18 protein-coding genes are annotated in these 16,386 nt (G+C 56.3%); 11 read left to right on the plus strand and 7 right to left on the minus strand.

What is annotated here, in order from left to right:
• Positions 1-38: 38 nt before the first annotated feature.
• Together ampE and ampD are read right to left on the minus strand one after the other, a co-directional pair.
• Positions 39-893 carry a beta-lactamase regulator AmpE gene (gene ampE / locus ACETPC_RS13325; RefSeq protein WP_380181991.1) on the minus strand — a complete coding sequence of 285 codons (855 nt, stop codon included), beginning with the start codon at positions 891-893 and terminating at the stop codon, positions 39-41.
• Positions 890-1,453: a 1,6-anhydro-N-acetylmuramyl-L-alanine amidase AmpD gene (gene ampD / locus ACETPC_RS13330; RefSeq protein WP_380181992.1), complete on the minus strand. Its 564-nt coding sequence runs from the start codon at positions 1,451-1,453 to the stop codon at positions 890-892. The genes ampE and ampD overlap by 4 nt, the downstream gene beginning before the upstream one ends.
• 322 nt (positions 1,454-1,775) lie before the next feature.
• Between ampD and ACETPC_RS13335 the strand changes: the two genes are divergently transcribed.
• From ACETPC_RS13335 to hofC, 6 genes are all read left to right on the plus strand, one after another.
• Positions 1,776-2,345 carry an RNA polymerase sigma factor gene (locus tag ACETPC_RS13335; protein WP_380181993.1) on the plus strand — a complete coding sequence of 190 codons (570 nt, stop codon included), beginning with the start codon at positions 1,776-1,778 and terminating at the stop codon, positions 2,343-2,345.
• The gene (locus ACETPC_RS13340) at positions 2,342-3,004 is read left to right on the plus strand and encodes an anti-sigma factor domain-containing protein (RefSeq protein ID WP_380181994.1); all 663 of its coding nucleotides are present in this window, start codon (positions 2,342-2,344) and stop codon (positions 3,002-3,004) included. Before ACETPC_RS13335 ends, ACETPC_RS13340 begins: the two co-directional genes overlap by 4 nt.
• An 87-nt stretch (positions 3,005-3,091) precedes the next feature.
• Positions 3,092-3,982 (plus strand): carboxylating nicotinate-nucleotide diphosphorylase, encoded by an 891-nt coding sequence (gene nadC, locus ACETPC_RS13345; protein ID WP_380181995.1) that lies wholly within the window; start codon positions 3,092-3,094, stop codon positions 3,980-3,982.
• Between the two features lie 204 nt (positions 3,983-4,186).
• On the plus strand, positions 4,187-4,636 hold the full coding sequence (ppdD, locus tag ACETPC_RS13350; RefSeq protein WP_380181996.1) for a prepilin peptidase-dependent pilin: 450 nt from the start codon (positions 4,187-4,189) through the stop codon (positions 4,634-4,636).
• A complete protein-coding gene (gspE, locus tag ACETPC_RS13355; RefSeq protein ID WP_380181997.1) occupies positions 4,633-6,024 on the plus strand; it encodes a type II secretion system protein GspE in 1,392 nt (463 codons plus the stop codon). Before ppdD ends, gspE begins: the two co-directional genes overlap by 4 nt.
• Positions 6,017-7,216 carry a protein transport protein HofC gene (gene hofC / locus ACETPC_RS13360; RefSeq protein WP_380182232.1) on the plus strand — a complete coding sequence of 400 codons (1,200 nt, stop codon included), beginning with the start codon at positions 6,017-6,019 and terminating at the stop codon, positions 7,214-7,216. Before gspE ends, hofC begins: the two co-directional genes overlap by 8 nt.
• A 162-nt stretch (positions 7,217-7,378) precedes the next feature.
• On the opposite strand, the gene ACETPC_RS13365 is transcribed toward hofC, so the two are convergent.
• Positions 7,379-8,419, minus strand: a complete 1,041-nt coding sequence (locus tag ACETPC_RS13365; RefSeq protein WP_380181998.1) for a GMP reductase — start codon at positions 8,417-8,419, stop codon at positions 7,379-7,381.
• A gap of 248 nt (positions 8,420-8,667) precedes the next feature.
• Between ACETPC_RS13365 and coaE the strand changes: the two genes are divergently transcribed.
• The 3 genes from coaE to yacG are packed head-to-tail and all read left to right on the plus strand — an operon-like array spanning position 8,668 to position 10,241.
• Positions 8,668-9,279 (plus strand): dephospho-CoA kinase, encoded by a 612-nt coding sequence (gene coaE, locus ACETPC_RS13370; RefSeq protein WP_380181999.1) that lies wholly within the window; start codon positions 8,668-8,670, stop codon positions 9,277-9,279.
• Positions 9,280-9,282: 3 nt separating this feature from the next.
• The gene (zapD, locus tag ACETPC_RS13375; protein ID WP_380182000.1) at positions 9,283-10,026 is read left to right on the plus strand and encodes a cell division protein ZapD; all 744 of its coding nucleotides are present in this window, start codon (positions 9,283-9,285) and stop codon (positions 10,024-10,026) included.
• 11 nt (positions 10,027-10,037) lie between these two features.
• The gene (gene yacG, locus ACETPC_RS13380; protein WP_380182001.1) at positions 10,038-10,241 is read left to right on the plus strand and encodes a DNA gyrase inhibitor YacG; all 204 of its coding nucleotides are present in this window, start codon (positions 10,038-10,040) and stop codon (positions 10,239-10,241) included.
• Positions 10,242-10,308: 67 nt separating this feature from the next.
• Here the strand turns inward: yacG and mutT are convergent, their stop codons facing one another.
• Positions 10,309-10,704, minus strand: a complete 396-nt coding sequence (gene mutT, locus ACETPC_RS13385; protein WP_380182002.1) for an 8-oxo-dGTP diphosphatase MutT — start codon at positions 10,702-10,704, stop codon at positions 10,309-10,311.
• A 234-nt stretch (positions 10,705-10,938) separates the two neighbouring features.
• Between mutT and ACETPC_RS13390 the strand changes: the two genes are divergently transcribed.
• On the plus strand, positions 10,939-11,484 hold the full coding sequence (locus tag ACETPC_RS13390) for a prepilin peptidase (RefSeq protein WP_380182003.1): 546 nt from the start codon (positions 10,939-10,941) through the stop codon (positions 11,482-11,484).
• A gap of 156 nt (positions 11,485-11,640) precedes the next feature.
• Here the strand turns inward: ACETPC_RS13390 and secA are convergent, their stop codons facing one another.
• The gene (gene secA, locus ACETPC_RS13395) at positions 11,641-14,346 is read right to left on the minus strand and encodes a preprotein translocase subunit SecA (protein WP_380182004.1); all 2,706 of its coding nucleotides are present in this window, start codon (positions 14,344-14,346) and stop codon (positions 11,641-11,643) included.
• 67 nt (positions 14,347-14,413) lie between these two features.
• On the minus strand, positions 14,414-14,896 hold the full coding sequence (gene secM, locus ACETPC_RS13400; RefSeq protein ID WP_380182005.1) for a secA translation cis-regulator SecM: 483 nt from the start codon (positions 14,894-14,896) through the stop codon (positions 14,414-14,416).
• Positions 14,897-14,917: 21 nt separating this feature from the next.
• Here secM and ACETPC_RS13405 point away from each other — a divergent pair, with 21 nt between their 5' ends.
• Positions 14,918-15,430 carry a DUF721 domain-containing protein gene (locus ACETPC_RS13405; protein ID WP_380182006.1) on the plus strand — a complete coding sequence of 171 codons (513 nt, stop codon included), beginning with the start codon at positions 14,918-14,920 and terminating at the stop codon, positions 15,428-15,430.
• A 3-nt stretch (positions 15,431-15,433) separates the two neighbouring features.
• Here ACETPC_RS13405 and lpxC read toward each other — a convergent pair whose 3' ends face one another.
• The gene (gene lpxC, locus ACETPC_RS13410) at positions 15,434-16,351 is read right to left on the minus strand and encodes a UDP-3-O-acyl-N-acetylglucosamine deacetylase (RefSeq protein ID WP_380182007.1); all 918 of its coding nucleotides are present in this window, start codon (positions 16,349-16,351) and stop codon (positions 15,434-15,436) included.
• Between the last annotated feature and the right edge of the window lie 35 nt (positions 16,352-16,386).

The raw sequence follows: 16,386 nt of genomic DNA on the forward strand, positions 1-16,386 counted from the left end.
TGCCGTCTCGATCCGGCTGTGCAGCCGGATCTTTTCTTCTACACCAGCGCCCCGTAAATCGTTAACAGCGCTACCACTACCACGATCACCAGCGAAACTTTCTTTGCCAGCGCCACGGCGATACGCGGTGTTTCGACCTTATCCGTATGCGGATCGCGTGCCAGCGAGAATTGCGCCAGACGGGTCAGCACCTGGTACTGCGAAGTATGCCGGTCGCCCAGCGAGGCAAACCACGCAGGCAGCGCACGCTCGCCATGCCCCAGCAGCGCATAGGCTACACCCGCAAGCCGCACCGGGATCCAGTCTACGCAATGCAGAATTACATCCACGCCGGATTGTGAACGTTGAAGAGGCGAATGATGTCGCGCCAGCCAGCTTTGCCAGGCTCGTAAAAAGGCATAGCCCACCAGCAGCACCGGCCCCCAGGCGCCACCCACAATAAACCAGAACAGCGGTGCCAGATAAAATCGGTAGTTGATCCACAGCAGCGCATTTTGCAGTTCACACAGATATTCCCGTTCGCTGCACTCAATCGGCAGCCCGTGGATCAGCGTCAGCTCTTCGGCCATCGCTTTATGCGCATCCGTATCATTATGGCTTGCCGCCTTCAGATAGGCGTGATAATGCAGCCGCGCCGAACCTGCGCCAATACATAACAGGCCGATAGCTATCCAGAACAGCAGCTGTAAAAAACCAAAAAACAGCCCTTTCAGCGCCAGCAGGCAGAAAGCGATGGCCGCCATTGCCACCAGCGTCATAGCCAGCGTACGCCACAGGGAAAAGCGGTGCTGGCGGAGGAACAGCCCGGAAAGGTGGTGATCCAACTGCCAGCGCTCGCCCATTTTAAACAGGCGTTCCCAACCTAAAACCAATAACAAACTAAAAAGCGTCATCTGCCACTCCTGCTGTGGGGCTGCTCCAGCCCTTCCCGAAATCTTTTCCAGTCAAACGCCGGCCCGGGATCGGTTTTTCTTTCCGGCGCGATATCACTATGCCCGGTAATATTTTCCGCTATTTGCGGAAAATGCTCTGTCAATAAACGGGTCACTGCCTGTAGCGCCCGATACTGCTTATCCGTATAGGGAAGAACATCGGTGCCTTCAAGCTCAATACCGATAGAAAAATCATTGCAGCCTTCGCGGCCCTGATAGCAGGAAACGCCCGCATGCCAGGCCCGTAAATGAAAGGGAACGTACTGGACGATTTCGCCGTCGCGGCGGATCAGGCAGTGGGCGGAAACCCGCAAATGAGCAATATCCGCAAAATAAGGATGGGCACCGGCCTCCAGCTTGCCGGTAAATAAGTCATCGATCCACGGGCCGCCGAATTCGCCCGGCGGCAGGCTGATATTGTGAATAACCAGCAGCGTCGGGATTTCGTTTTCCGGACGCTGATTAAAATGGGGCGACGCCACCCGTTTCACGCCGCTCAGCCATCCTGCCTGCAACTGCATGCCCTGCTCTCCTTTTTTTTAGCGATCCTCAGAGTAACATGAATCCCTTTCCCAAAAAGCCCTGGTTTTTCATCGGAAAAGGCGCAAAAAATATTTTCTCGCTTTTTTGCATCCGTTTCTTCACCTCATCCGTATATCGCTATGTGAGGCAAAGACGCCGCACACAGCACCCAGGGAACATTGCCAACACCAGTTATGCAGTACACAGAAGCGAAGGCGAGATAAAGTACCATCCGACCTTATGCCAAACATAAAAAAACGCGTTATACCAGGTGCAGCAGGAATTTATTTCATCCTCTGCACCTTTTCTACAGGACGCGGCATGACAGAAAACACTACCGACAGCCATACCCTTTTACTCCAGGCGACGGGACAGGGCGACAGGCGAGCTTTCGAACAGCTCTATCACCAGCTTTCTCCTTATCTTTTCGCCGTTGCGCTACGCATACTTCGTCAGCGAAGCTGGGCCGAAGAGGTCCTGCATGACGCCATGCTGACCATCTGGCAGCGAGCGGCCAGCTACGACCAGCAACAAAGCTCACCCAAAACATGGATGAGCACTATTGTTCGCCACCGTGCTATTGACTATGCCCGGCTGCGGGCAAACCAGACAGCATCCCTTGAAGCGATGGATTTCGACGCACCGGATAGCGAAGCACTTCAGACTCTTTCCAGTACTTTTGCTGAGGGTTTATCGTCAACATCAGAAGCCCGACGGCTATCAGAGTGTCTGAACAGCCTGCCGGGCGATCAGAAACAAAGCCTGGCGCTGGCTTATTATCAGGGGCTCTCGCACAGTGAGGTTGCCGGGCATCTGCAACAGCCAGTCGGCACGGTAAAGAGCTGGATCCGCCGCGCGCTGGCCCAGCTAAAGGAGTGTGTTGGGATATGAAAAAAAGAGAAGAATATGACGAGGCGCTGGCGGCAGAATATGCGCTGGGTACGCTGAGAGGCCCGGCCAGACAGCGTTTCCAGCGCCGCTTAACGCAGCATCCGGATCTGACTAAGCGGGTCGCACGCTGGCAAAACGTACTGGGTCATCTGGATAATGCTTTGCCGCCCATCACGCCGCCGCCGGAAATCTGGCAAAAGATTGAGAGAGATTTGCCACCGCAGCCCCTGGCCCGTAAACCCTTTCGCTGGCACTATCTCGGCTGGGCGCTGGCAGCCTCATTCGCAGGCGCGCTGCTTTTTAACATTTCGCAATCTCCGCCTGAACAGCAGGCCGTAGCCGTCCTGAACGCCAGCAATGCGCAACAAGGCTCCTGGGTAGCCGCCCTTGACCGGAATAAAGGTGAGCTGAGCCTGACGGCAGTAAATACCATCAGCCTGCCAGCCGATCGCAGCCTTCAACTCTGGCTAATTCCGCAGGGTGAAAAGCCGCAGTCGCTCGGTCTGGTGCAGGCTGGCAGCGTAACTCGCGTCAAACTGGCGGTCGACCGGCTTTCCGCTGCGCCACTCCTGGCGATTAGCCTGGAGCCTAAAGGCGGTTCGTCAACCGGGCAACCGACAGGACCAGTGGTGTTCAGCGGGCAGGTGGCGGAAATTTAGCGCTGGCTGCAGAGTAACCGGCTCGCCAGCCGCAGGCAAAAAAGCTAGCATGGTCAAACTTTCAATCCGCTTCTTCGGAGTTTGACCATGACAACCCGCCGCTACGATCCGGACAGCCGCCGCGCCGCGCTGCTGGAACGTATTAAGGATGATATTCCACCCGCCGTGGCCCAGGCGCTACGAGAAGATTTGGGTGGCGAAATCGATGCTAACAACGATATTACCGCCAGCCTGCTGCCAGCGGATGCCAATTCCCATGCCGTGGTCATAACACGCGAGCCGGGTATTTTTTGCGGCAAACGCTGGGTGGAAGAAGTATTTATTCAGCTTGGCAACAAAACGCAGCTTGTTTGGCACGTTGAAGACGGAGACGCTATTCAGGCCAGTCAGTCACTATTTGAGGTCACCGGTCCTTCTGCGCTGATCCTAACCGCCGAACGCACAGCGCTGAATTTCGTACAGACGCTTTCCGGCGTGGCAACCGAGGTCAGCCGCTACGTAGCTATTCTTGAAGGCACTAACACCCAGCTACTGGACACAAGAAAAACGCTGCCGGGACTGCGCACCGCGCTGAAATATGCGGTGTTGTGCGGCGGCGGCGCCAACCATCGCCTTGGCCTTTCCGATGCTTTCCTGATCAAGGAAAATCACATTATCGCCACCGGTTCTATTCGCCAGGCAGTAGAGAAAGCGTTCTGGCTTCATCCTGACGTGCCGGTCGAGGTCGAAGTTGAATCGCTGGCGGAGCTTAACCAGGCCATTGAGGCAGGCGCCGATATTATCATGCTGGATAACTTCAGCGTTGAGCAAATGCGGGAAGCGGTACGGCAAACTGACGGTCGGGCGCTGCTGGAGGTATCCGGCAACGTCACGGATGCCACGCTGCGGCTCTTCGCTGAAACCGGCGTGGATTATATCTCGGTCGGCGCGCTGACCAAGCACGTGCGGGCGCTGGATCTCTCAATGCGTTTTTGCTAACGCAGCCTGCTTATAGCGCCATCCCGGGATGGCGTTCTTTCCTCCTTCGGCTAATTTTGCGAGCCGCCTTCACGCTTTGTCGTCTATTGCTGCAACAGCAAAACATTCTCTACGGCCCTTCTCGAAGAACCTTTTTTTGCTGCTGGAAGGCGTTTTTTTACAGCGTTACCTTGCTGACTTCTTAAATACACGGAGGTCAGTACCATGAAAAACCAACAGGGCTTTACCCTTGTCGAGCTGATGATAGTTATCGCTATTATCGCTATTCTCAGCGCTATCGGATTACCGGCTTACCAGAACTATCTGCAAAAAGCCGCGCTGACCGATATGCTGCAAACGGCGATGCCGTTCAAAACGGCGGTTGAACTCTGCGCTATTGAACATGGCGGCGCGGAAAACTGTAGCGAAGGCAGCAACGGCGTACCTTCTGGCAAAGGCTCACGCTATGTTTCCGCCGTAACGGTTCAGAGCGGAACGCTAACGCTAACGGGCCAGGAGAGTCTGAACGGGTTAACAGTAACAATGAAGCCAACCTGGGACGGTGCAGAGGGCCAGATAGCCTGGCAGCGTAGCTGTGCCACAGAACAGGCGGGCATGAAAGAAGCCTGTGAAAATATCTTCCGCTTTGACGACAGTGAAGAGGTGGCCGAATGACTTCCTCTTCTTCTCTGAGGGCTATTGAGGCCCTCTGTCAAAAATATCAGGCGGTCGTGCTCTCTTTTACTCCGCAGCGGCTGCACATTGCAGTGGCTACGCCGCCCACAGCCGAAATGATGGCCGCACTGCGTTTTACCGCGCAGGGCGCTATTGAGGTAGAGTACTGGCCGCCAGCGCGGCTGGAGCAGTATCGCCAGGAGCGGCCTGCCGCAGCCGTAACCGATGCGGAAAACAGCGAAACCACGATCCAACGTATCGATAATCTGCTGGCGCTGGCCGTACAGCAGCGCGCTTCCGATATCCATATCGAACCTCAGCCAGAAGCCTTGCGCATACGCTTTCGGGTAGACGGCGTGCTGCAGAATGTTCCGGCGCAGCCTGGCGATAACGGCGCGGCGCTGCTGGCCAGGCTAAAAATACTCGCCAGCCTGGATATCGCCGAACGGCGCATCCCGCAGGACGGCCAGTTTACGCTGCCGCTACAGGGAAAACCGGCCTCCTTTCGCCTCTCGACGCTGTCCACACGCTGCGGCGAAAAAGCGGTTATCCGCCTGCTGCAAAACGACACTCAGTCCGTGGCGCTGGAAAACCTTGGCATGTCGCCAACATCGCTGCGCCATTACCGCGAGGCGCTGGCGCGGCCGCAGGGCCTGATCCTGGTCACCGGCCCTACCGGCAGCGGCAAAACTTTTACGTTGTACAGCGGCCTGAGCTCGCTTAACACGCCGGGCCGCAATCTGTGCAGCGTGGAAGATCCGGTCGAAATTCCGTTGCCGGGAGTTAATCAAACCCAGGTACATCCTAAAGCCGGGCTGGATTTCAATCTGGTACTGCGCGCCCTGCTGCGCCAGGATCCCGATGTCATTATGATCGGTGAAATCCGCGATGCCGAAACGGCGGAAATCGCTATTAAAGCGGCGCAAACCGGTCATCTGGTGCTTTCTACGCTGCACACGAATTCCACGGCGGAGACTTTAACCCGACTCAGGCAAATAGGCATTCCGGGCTATCTGCTGGCCTCTGCGCTAAAGCTGGTGATTGCTCAACGCCTGGTGCGCCGCCTCTGTCCGCACTGTCGCCAGCCGGCAGAAGCTCAGGCGCACTTTCCGCCAGATCTTTGGTCAGGCACGCTGCAGGACTGGCGAGCAGTAGGCTGCGAACGCTGTTATTCGGGTTTCTACGGCAGGCTGGCCCTGTTTGAAATGCTTCCCGTCAATGCCCGATTACAAAATGCTATCGCCGCAGAAAGCTCGCAGGAAACATTGCTGGAAATAGCCCGCCAGCAGAATCACAACTCACTGTTTGTGGAAGGTCTGCGCTGCGTCAACAGGGGCGAGACCACGCTGGCCGAACTTAACCGGATCGTGGCGAATGACGATGGCTGATCCGCTGCTGATTAACTGGCAGGCTACGGACAAAGAAGGCGCTTTTCATCAGGGCTTTTTGCTTTGCAGCGGTCAGCAAGAGGCGGCGGAGCGGCTGATGGCGCTTGATCTGCTGCCGTTAAAGTTAACTAAAAAACGGCGCTATCGCGCCAGCGACTGGAAATGGCAGCATAAAATCGCTTTTTTCCGTGAGCTGGCCACGCTGCTACAGGCCGGAATGACCTTATCGGCCAGCCTGCGGCTTGCAGGCGAGGGCCATGCCGATCCCGCCTGGCAGGCGCTGCTGATGCAAACAGAGCAAAGCGTGTCGGAAGGCGTGCCGTTTTCACAAGCGCTGGCTGAGTGGCCCGTGGTTTTTCCCCCGCTCTACCCTGCGCTGATTGCGGTCGGCGAGCTAACCGGCAGAATGGACGAGTGCTGTCTGCGGCTGGCCAGCCAGCAGGAAAGAGAACAGCTGCTGCAAAAGAAAGTGATCAAGGCGCTGCGCTATCCGCTGTTCGTGATTGCCGTGGCGCTGCTGGTCAGTATCGGCATGCTGGTTTTCGTTTTGCCGGAATTCGTCAGCATCTATCAGTCGTTTAATGCGCCGCTGCCCGCCTTTACCGCCGCCGTTATTGCGCTGTCCGGGGCACTGCAGCGCTACGGGATGGTTATTCTGCCGCTGGCATGTGCCAGCTTCGCCTGCTGGCGCTGGCAGAGTCGACGGCAGCCCGGATGGCAACGTAGTGAACAGCGGTGGCTTCTGCGGCTGCCGCTTATCGGCAGGCTTTACCGCGGCGGCCAGCTCAGCCGTATTTTTCTTACGCTGGCCCTGACCCAGCAAGCTGGCCTGACGCTGCTGGAAGGGTTGCAGGCGGTGGAAAAAACGCTCGCCCACCGACTGTGGCGTGAAGCGATAATAGCGCTACAGCAGCATATCGCCAGCGGCAACCCGCTGCATCAGGCTCTGGCGCAGCATGCGCTTTTTACCCCTCTTTGCTATCAGCTGATCAAGGTTGGCGAAGAGGCAGGGGCTTTAGACAGCCTGCTGCTGCGGCTCGGCGAATGGCACGAGGCCAATACGCACGAACTCGCAGATAATCTGGCCGCCGCGCTGGAGCCGCTGATGATGCTTGTCACCGGCGTACTGGTCGGTACGCTGGTTGTCGCAATGTATCTGCCGATCTTCAATTTGGGCGATGCGCTGGGATAAGAACAGGACGGTGCAGGCTCCGGCACGCGCATGCGCCGGAAAGCGGATAGATAAAGGTGAAATAAAACAGTCATTTAAAAGACGCCCGTGCGCCAGAGGGCGCTATATGCAACACAAGAGGTCAGGCAGAAAAAGCCCGCTGCACGCAGCGGGCCAACGATATTAGCGGTTAAATACCCGATTCTCTTGCTCCGCCACGCGGATAAAAGTAGTGCGTTTGGTCAGCTCTTTTAACCGCTCTGCGCCTACATAGGTACAGGCTGAGCGCAAACCACCAAGGATATCCCGCGCCGTATTGTCTACCGGGCCGCGAACAGGAAGCTTAACCGTCTTGCCTTCTGCGGCGCGATAATCCGCAACGCCGCCAACGTGACGATTCATCGCCGACTCGGAGCTCATGCCGTAAAACAGCATAAACTGTTCGCCGTTTTCTTCTACTACCGTCCCTTCGCACTCATCGTGCGCGGCCAGCATGCCGCCAAGCATCACGAAATCTGCGCCGCCGCCGAAGGCTTTCGCGACATCGCCCGGCACCGAACAGCCGCCGTCGCTGACGATTTGGCCGCCAAGGCCATGAGCCGCATCTGCGCACTCTATTACGGCGGAAAGCTGCGGATAGCCGACGCCGGTTTTAACGCGAGTAGTGCAAACTGAGCCGGGCCCGATGCCGACCTTAACGATATCGGCACCGGAAAGAATAAGCTCTTCCACCATTTCGCCCGTGACCACGTTACCGGCGCAGATAGTTTTATCCGGGCAGGCTTCACGCGCACGCTGTAGAAAGTCGACAAAATGTTGCGAGTAGCCGTTGGCTACATCAATGCAGATAAAATTGAGCGCGGGCGACAGCGCCAGGATCTGCTGCATTTTCACAAAATCGGCATCGGAGGTACCGGTGGAGACCATCACATGCTTTAGTACGTTCTCTGGTACGCGAGCGATAAACTCCTGCCATTGCGCCACGCTGTAGTGCTTGTGGACGGCGGTGAGCAGTTCGAACGAGGCGAGCGCTTCCGCCATGCTGAAGGTGCCGACGGTATCCATGTTGGCTGCGATAACGGGCACGCCTGACCAGGCGGCGCCGGAGTGTTTAAAGGTGAACTGCCGGCTCAGCTCGACCTGCGAACGGCTTTTCAGGGTCGAGCGCTTGGGACGGATCAGCACATCTTTAAAACCTAACTTAATATCTTCTTCAATACGCATAAATCACTTCCTGGTTGATGGCGCAATCATAACGATTGGGTGCTGCGACCAGCTCCAGTAGCCTTATCATACGCGCTAAAAACCCACGGGCAAGACTGCGAAAACAGGTTTATTTAGGCTACAATCCGATAAATTTATCTGTGATTCTCTCATGTGATCTGCGCCGCAATTTTTGCGCCGGTTAATGTTAGCTAAGTTAACAGCTACTTCGAGAGGCATTCACATCAAAGCCGCGAGGGTCGGAGCTTATGAGCTATACTGTTGCGCTGACCGGCGGGATCGGCAGCGGAAAATCCACTATTGCTAACGCTTTTGCGGCAAAAGGCGTGGATATCGTTGATGCCGACGTTATCGCCCGTCAGGTCGTTAAGCCAGGCGAGCCCGCGCTGGCGGCTATTAGCGAGCGGTTCGGCAAGGAGATCATCCAACCTGATGGAACCCTGGATCGCGCCGCGCTGCGCCAGCGGGTTTTCAGTTCTCCACAAGAAAAAACCTGGCTGAACGCCCTTCTGCATCCGTTGATCCATAGCGAAACCCGTCGCCAGCTGGCGCTAGCCCGCTCGGTCTGGTGCTTGTGGGTCGTTCCTCTGCTGGTCGAAAACAATTTGCAGCACCTGGCGGATCGGGTGCTGGTGGTGGACGTCGATCGCGAAACGCAGCTAACGCGCACTATGGCAAGAGACAATATAAGCCGTGAACAGGCTGAACATATTCTGGCTGCGCAGGCCACGCGCGAAGCGCGGCTTGCGGTAGCCGACGACATTATTGATAACGGCGGCGCACCTGATGAGGTGGCCGCCAGAGTTGCCCTGCTGGACCAGCGTTATCGCCAGCTCGCCGGGGCAACAGATCGGGATTAAAGCATGAGCACAACGGTTTTATTTGAGTACCCTTTAAATGAAAAAATGCGTACCTGGCTGCGCATTGAATTTTTAATCAACCAGCTGGAGCGTAGCCGGGCTATTGTTGACTCGCTAAGCGCCCTGACCTTCTTTCGCAATGCGGCAGAGCTGCTGGATGTGTTTGAACGCGGCGAGCTGCGCACCGAGATCGTTAAAGAGCTGGATAAGCAGCAGCAGAAGCTGCGCTCCTGGGCGGAAGTACCAGGCGTTGATATGGACGTGGTGCATAAGCTGAACGACAGCCTGAAATCACGCTCGGCTGTACTGATGGCTGCACCGCGTATGGGCCAGCTAATGCGGGAAGATCGTCTGATCGGCCTGGTGCGTCAGCGTCTGAGCATTCCCGGCGGCTGTTGCAGTTTCGATTTGCCGACGCTGCATATCTGGCTGCACATAGAGCAGGAGAAACGCGACAGCCAGGTGGCGCAGTGGATGGATTCGCTGTCGCCTATCCGCGAAGCGCTGACGCTGATCCTGGATCTGATTCGCCAGTCGGGTGCTTTTCGCCATCAAACCAGCCTGAACGGTTTTTATCAGGATAATGCAGAAGATGCTGAGCTGCTGCGTCTGGAGCTGGCGCTGGACTCCTCGCTCTACCCACAGGTTTCCGGGCATAAAAGCCGCTACGCGATTCGTTTTCTTCCACTCGACAGCGAACGTGGCGAAGTGCCGGCGCGCCTCGATTTTCAACTCGCCTGCTGCTGAGGAGACGGCTAATGAATGAAGTAATGACTGTTAACTGCCCGACCTGCAACAAAGAGGTTATCTGGGACGAACTTAGCCCTTTCCGGCCTTTTTGCAGCAAGCGCTGCCAGCTCATTGATTTGGGCGAATGGGCCAACGAAGAGAAACGTATTCCCAGCGAGGGCGACCTCTCCGACAGCGATGAGTGGAGCGAAGAACCGAAAGATCGCTACTGACAAATGTTGCTGGCCGAAAAAGCGAGCGGCCCTGCCGCCCGCTTTTTTTGCTTTAAGGCAGGGCCTGTCAGATAAGCCCCGCTTTTAACTGACCAATTAGCTCGGTGTTGGCGGGAGGAAACTCTTCCGCCAGCAGTTCCTGCTGCGCGACCCAGCGCTGCGGCTGCCCTTCTCGTCCCCAGGGTTCGCCCTGCCATGCTTCTACCAGAAAGAAATGCAGCGTTATCTGGAGATCGCTTTCTTTATGGCTGGCGGTGCCGCAGGCGGATGCATCCAGTACTGTTATTCCCGTCTCTTCCTGGAGTTCGCGCTTCAGCGCCTGCTCAGGCGTTTCGCCCACCTCAATTTTTCCGCCGGGAAACTCCCAACGGTTAGCCATATGGGATTTAGCGGAACGCTGGGTTAAAAATATTTTCTGCTGCGCATCGCGAATGATGCCTACTGCTACCTGCAAATGTTTCATAGCCGCTCTCTGAATAGCTCAAATCTCCCCGTCACTATTCCAGTGTTGCCACACGATAACAAGCCTGGCTGAAATTTGCGGCGTGTTTCCAGAATCCGTTATGTAACGGCATGAAATCGTTCAAGTGCCGTTCCCAGAATAAAAACTAAGCGTAAAATTCCGCTCAGTACATTCGCCCAGGCGAAACAGGAACGGTGAAAGTCACCGACTTATGGACAAGACAAGAGGTGAAAAATGCGTCTATTACTCAGCCGTCGGGAAAAGTTTGTCATAGCGCCGGTGCTGCTGGCGGTCACGCTGGTGTTGATGTGGCGAGTTCCTGTCAGCCTGTGGCTACCAGGTCTGCTGCTGAGCTGGATATTGCTAATGCTGGCGCTGGTGGATCTCAAATCCCTGCTGCTGCCAGACACCCTGACGCTACCCTTACTGTGGCTTGGGTTGCTCGCCAGCGCGGCCGGAGCGCTGCCGGGCATGACGGCCGAACAGGCCATTTACGGCGCGGCGGGTGGTTACGGCGCTCTCTGGCTACTTTCGCGCGGTTACAGGCTGCTAAGAAACAAAGAAGGATTGGGACTGGGCGACGCTAAACTGCTGGCGGCGCTGGGCGCATGGACAGGCATAGAGCGGTTGCCCTGGATAGTGTTGCTGGCAACGCTAATCGCCGCTTTAGCGCTTTTTATTGTATGGCTGGCAACAGGGCATTCGCTGCACGCGCCTTTCCCCTTCGGCCCGCCGCTGGCTTTTGCCGGCTGGGCGGTATTTCTCTGGCTATATGGATAGCGGCTCAGGCTATACCTGCTGATTTTAGCTTTGCGCTCCGGGTTCCAGATTTGGGATTTGGCTGCGGCACTTATTGCCCGCCTGACCTCTGGCTAACGCCAGCCATAAAAAAACCGGGGAGTCCCCGGTTTCGCTAAATGTTATCAATGGCTGCCGTTATGCCAGACGGCCATGGCACTGCTTGTACTTTTTACCAGACCCACAAGGGCAAGGATCGTTACGTCCGACCTTACGCTCGCCGGTCTGTTCGGCCAGCGCCATCGCCGCTTCGGTTTCGGTATCCACATGGCTCAGCTGCTGCTGCTGCGCCAGGCGTTCGGCCTCTTCGCGGCGCTGCTCTTCCATCGCTTCCACTTCTTCCGGCATACGAACCTGGACTTTGCTCAGCGTGCTGATCACTTCATATTTCAGCGATTCCAGCATCGCGGCGAACATAGCAAAAGATTCGCGCTTGTACTCCTGCTTAGGATCCTTCTGTGCATAGCCGCGCAGATGAATGCCCTGGCGCAAATAGTCCATTGCGGCCAGGTGCTCCTTCCACAGAGAATCCAGCGTTTGCAGCATTACGCCTTTTTCGAAGTTGCGCATCATTTCTGCGCCAACCACTTCTTCTTTGCGCTGATACTGCTCGCTGGCCTGCGTCATAATGCGCTCGCGCAGCGTCTCTTCATGCAGATCCGGCTCTTTATCCAGCCATTCTGCAATCGGCAGGTCCAGATCGAAATCGTTTTTCAGGCGTTCCTGCAGGCCAGGCACGTCCCACATCTCTTCCAGCGACTGCGGCGGAATATAGGTATCGATAGTGGTTTTAAACACATCCTCGCGGATGCTGGCGATGGTTTCAGAGACGTCGGAAACATCCAGCAGCTCATTACGCTGGGTATAGATAGCGCGACGCTGATCGTTAGCCACATCGTCATATTCCAGCAGCTGCTTACGAATATCGAAGTTGCGGCTTTCCACTTTACGCTGGGCGTTGGCGATTGCCTTGGTAACCCACGGGTGCTCGATCGCTTCGCCCGGCTTCATGCCCAGCTTGCGCATCATATTAGAAACGCGATCCGAGGCGAAAATACGCATCAGCGCATCTTCCATCGACAGGTAGAAACGGGAAGAACCGTTATCGCCCTGACGACCGGAACGGCCGCGCAGCTGGTTATCGATACGGCGTGATTCGTGACGCTCGGTGCCGATAATATGCAGACCGCCGGAGGCCAGAACCGCATCGTGACGCTCTTTCCACGCGCTCTTGATGGCTTCGATCTGCTCTGGCGTCGGGTCCACCAGCTCAGCGATTTCCGCCTGCCAGCTACCGCCCAGCACGATATCCGTACCACGGCCCGCCATGTTGGTCGCGATAGTTACCGCGCCTGGCTGACCGGCCTGGGCCACGATATCCGCTTCGCGGGCGTGGAATTTGGCGTTCAGTACCGCATGTTTGATACCGGCACGGGTCAGCTCGGCTGACACTACTTCCGATTTTTCGATAGAGATGGTACCCACCAGCACCGGCTGGCCTTTGGCGGTACGCTCGCGGATATCTTCGATAATTGCGTCGATCTTCTCTTTCTCGGTCATGTAGACCAGATCCGGCAGATCTTTACGCACCATTGGGCGGTTGGTCGGCACCACAATGGTTTCCAGCTTGTAGATAGAGCTGAATTCAAAAGCTTCGGTGTCCGCCGTACCCGTCATCCCGGCCAGCTTGTCGTACAGGCGGAAGTAGTTCTGGAAGGTGATGGAAGCCAGCGTCTGGTTTTCATTCTGGATCTCAACGCCTTCTTTCGCTTCTACCGCCTGATGCAGGCCATCTGACCAGCGGCGACCCTGCATGGTACGGCCAGTATGCTCATCGACGATAATGACTTCGCCGTCTTTCACGATATAGTCCACATCGCGGGTAAAGAGCGCGTGAGCGCGCAGCGCCGCCGTTACGTGATGCATCATCATGATATTGGAAGGCGAATAAAGAGACTCGCCCTCTTCCATGATACCTTCGCTGACCAGCAGCTCTTCTACCTTCATCAGGCCGCGCTCGGTCAGGTGCACCTGACGAGCTTTCTCATCCACCGAGAAATCGCCTTCGCCCTGGAAGGTGTCGGAGTCTTCTTTCTCCTGGCGGATCAGATGAGGAATAATTTTGTTAACTTTGATATAAAGCTCGGAGCTGTCTTCCGCCGGGCCGGAAATAATCAGCGGCGTACGCGCTTCATCGATCAGGATGGAGTCAACTTCATCCACCAGCGCATAGTTCAGCTTACGCTGTACGCGGTCTTCCGGGCTGAACGCCATATTGTCACGCAGGTAGTCAAAGCCATACTCGTTGTTGGTGCCGTAAGTAATGTCGGCAGCATAGGCTTCGCGCTTGGCTGGCGCAGGCATGCCCGGCAGGTTAATGCCGATGCTCAGTCCCAGGAACTCGAACAGCGCGCGGTTGTTTTCCGCATCGCGTTGCGCAAGGTAGTCGTTCACCGTGACTACGTGCACGCCTTTGCCGCTCAGTGCGTTCAGATAGGCTGGCAGCGTAGCGGTCAGGGTTTTACCTTCACCAGTACGCATTTCCGCGATGCAGCGATCGTTCAGCACCATGCCGCCCAGTAGCTGTACGTCAAAGTGACGCATGCCGAAGACGCGTTTGCTGGCCTCGCGTACGGTGGCAAAAGCTTCCGGGATCAGGGTTTCCAGCACTTCGCCTTTTGCCAGACGCGCGCGGAATTCGGCGGTTTTCGCCTTCAGCTCGTCGTCAGACAGTTTTTCGAAGTCTGGCTCCATCTTATTGATCTGCTCGACCACTTTACGCATACGACGCAGCGTACGATCGTTGCTGCTACCAAAAACCTTGGTTAATAATTTGATTAACATAAAAAATATTCTCTCGGCCGCTATGGCGGCATATCGCTAAACTTTTAATGGGGGAACTATAGTCGATTTAGACGAGAGAACCAGGCCCGGCGCGAATACCCTGCACGCTGGCGAGCCACAGACCTGCCTGATAGCGTGGCGCATGGCCGGTTTGTTGTAGTGCAGTGTGGCGCACAATCGCTGGCGGCCTGGCTTCATGAGTCAGCAGCGCGTTCAGCGTATCCAGCAGCGCCAGCCGGTGTACCTCAAGCGGCGTCGCCTGTTCGACCACGACGCTGGCTGGCGTAAGCGAGAAGGAGAGGTGGCGGATAACGGTGCGGATGGCATGCTGATGCCAGTAGTCCACGTTAAGGCTGGGACGGCGGGCATGCAGCAGCGCCAGGCTTTCAAAGCGTACGCCGCTGTTGATATTCAGGCTTCTGGGAGCGCTTTCTGGTAAGGTATCACCCGAGGCGTGAGGCAGACCAAAGCTTGCCGCGACCATCCCCAACAGGAGATGCGGCCAAAAGTACCGTCTGCCAAATTGTCGCCAACAATTAAGAATACCCACTGTTTTCCGCCGGAGCCTGCTATGCGCGATAGTCGCCCGCAATCTATTGAAAGTTTTTTCGAAGCCGCCGAAGGCCAGAGCATGCTGCAATCCATTCAGCAACGCGCGATCGCGCTGAATAAGCTGAACCGCGCGGTTCAGGGCGTTATTCCCGCGCAGCTGCATCCCTGGTGCCGCGTGGCTAATTTTCGCCAGGGCATTCTGGTGCTTGAAACCGCTAACGCCAGCTGGATGATGCGTTTACGCTATGAACAGTCCAGCCTGCTGTCAGCTTTACGAGCGCAGATATTACCATCATTGACGTCAATCGACATCAGGATAAATCCAACGCTTGCAGCAAAAGCGCAGGAAAACGCGCAGGAAAGCAGCAATCGGCAGCAAAAAGAGCAGGGGCCGGGGCGGCAGCTCAGCGAGCAGAGCGCGGAAATTTTACGGGGAGTCGCGAGCCGTAGCCCGGAGAAACTGAAAAAAACGCTTGAACGACTGGCCTTGCTGGCCGGAGAGAGTACCCGCTCAGCCAGTCGTGATAAGTAGTGCTTACGCCAACACCAGGTTTGGCGCCCTGAAGGTCACCGGCAGTTCGGCTTCGTCTTCGAACGTCGCCCATTCCCAGGCTTCCTGCTTAGCCAGCACGGCCTGCAGCAGCTTGTTATTCAGCGCGTGGCCGCCTTTGAACGCGGTAAACGCGCCAATGATATTGTGCCCGCACATAAACAGGTCGCCGATTGCATCCAGCATCTTATGGCGCACGAACTCGTCCTCGAAACGCAGGCCGTCTTCGTTCAGCACGCGATAATCATCTACCACGATGGCGCAGTCGAAGCTGCCGCCCAGGCAAAGACCGCGAGACTGCAGCGCCTCGATGTCGCGCATAAAGCCGAAGGTGCGTGCGCGGCTGATCTGACGAGCAAAGGCTTCTGCAGAGAAGTCCATGCTGTAGCGCTGCGAGCTGGCGTCGATGGCCGGGTGTTTAAAGTCGATGGTAAAATCGAGTTTAAACCCGTTATGCGGCACCAGTTCGGCCCATTTGTCGCCATCTTCAACCCGCACGGGCTGTTTGATGCGCACAAATTTTTTCGCGCTGTTCAGTTCCTGGATACCCGCGTCCATCAGCAGATAAATAAAGGGGGCGGCGCTGCCATCCATAATTGGAATTTCAGGCGCGTTCACTTCCACCACAATATTATCGATGCCAAGGCCAGCCAGCGCGGCATTCAGATGCTCAACCGTGGAAATACGCACGTCATGCTCATTAACCAGGCAAGTACAGAGCATGGTATCACGCACGGATTTGGCATCAGCCGGGAAATCAACCGGTGGATTCAAGTCAGTGCGACGATAGATGACCCCGGTGTTAGCCGGCGCAGGGCGTAACGTCAGGGTGACTTTTTTGCCGGTATGCAAACCGACGCCAGTCGCCTGAACAATACGTTTTAATGTCCGTTGTTTGATCATCGCATTATCTCGCAAAATTACTCATCCGACCGCCA

Origin of the sequence: Pantoea sp. sgz302252 (genome assembly GCF_042610525.1) — a bacterium.
In the GTDB taxonomy this organism is placed as follows: Bacteria; Pseudomonadota; Gammaproteobacteria; order Enterobacterales; family Enterobacteriaceae; genus Erwinia.

Bases quoted from the DNA above. Each gene is read 5' to 3' on its own strand.
- nadC (WP_380181995.1), top strand. From the start codon at position 3,092: ATGACAACCCGCCGCTACGATCCGGACAGCCGCCGCGCCGCGCTGCTG.
- hofC (WP_380182232.1), top strand. From the start codon at position 6,017: ATGGCTGATCCGCTGCTGATTAACTGGCAGGCTACGGACAAAGAAGGC.
- ACETPC_RS13405 (WP_380182006.1), top strand. From the start codon at position 14,918: ATGCGCGATAGTCGCCCGCAATCTATTGAAAGTTTTTTCGAAGCCGCC.
- ACETPC_RS13365 (WP_380181998.1), bottom strand. From the start codon at position 8,419: ATGCGTATTGAAGAAGATATTAAGTTAGGTTTTAAAGATGTGCTGATC.
- lpxC (WP_380182007.1), bottom strand. From the start codon at position 16,351: ATGATCAAACAACGGACATTAAAACGTATTGTTCAGGCGACTGGCGTC.
- ampE (WP_380181991.1), bottom strand. From the start codon at position 893: ATGACGCTTTTTAGTTTGTTATTGGTTTTAGGTTGGGAACGCCTGTTT.
- ppdD (WP_380181996.1), top strand. From the start codon at position 4,187: ATGAAAAACCAACAGGGCTTTACCCTTGTCGAGCTGATGATAGTTATC.
- secA (WP_380182004.1), bottom strand. From the start codon at position 14,346: ATGTTAATCAAATTATTAACCAAGGTTTTTGGTAGCAGCAACGATCGT.
- zapD (WP_380182000.1), top strand. From the start codon at position 9,283: ATGAGCACAACGGTTTTATTTGAGTACCCTTTAAATGAAAAAATGCGT.
- mutT (WP_380182002.1), bottom strand. From the start codon at position 10,704: ATGAAACATTTGCAGGTAGCAGTAGGCATCATTCGCGATGCGCAGCAG.
- gspE (WP_380181997.1), top strand. From the start codon at position 4,633: ATGACTTCCTCTTCTTCTCTGAGGGCTATTGAGGCCCTCTGTCAAAAA.
- coaE (WP_380181999.1), top strand. From the start codon at position 8,668: ATGAGCTATACTGTTGCGCTGACCGGCGGGATCGGCAGCGGAAAATCC.
- ACETPC_RS13335 (WP_380181993.1), top strand. From the start codon at position 1,776: ATGACAGAAAACACTACCGACAGCCATACCCTTTTACTCCAGGCGACG.
- ampD (WP_380181992.1), bottom strand. From the start codon at position 1,453: ATGCAGTTGCAGGCAGGATGGCTGAGCGGCGTGAAACGGGTGGCGTCG.
- ACETPC_RS13340 (WP_380181994.1), top strand. From the start codon at position 2,342: ATGAAAAAAAGAGAAGAATATGACGAGGCGCTGGCGGCAGAATATGCG.
- ACETPC_RS13390 (WP_380182003.1), top strand. From the start codon at position 10,939: ATGCGTCTATTACTCAGCCGTCGGGAAAAGTTTGTCATAGCGCCGGTG.
- yacG (WP_380182001.1), top strand. From the start codon at position 10,038: ATGAATGAAGTAATGACTGTTAACTGCCCGACCTGCAACAAAGAGGTT.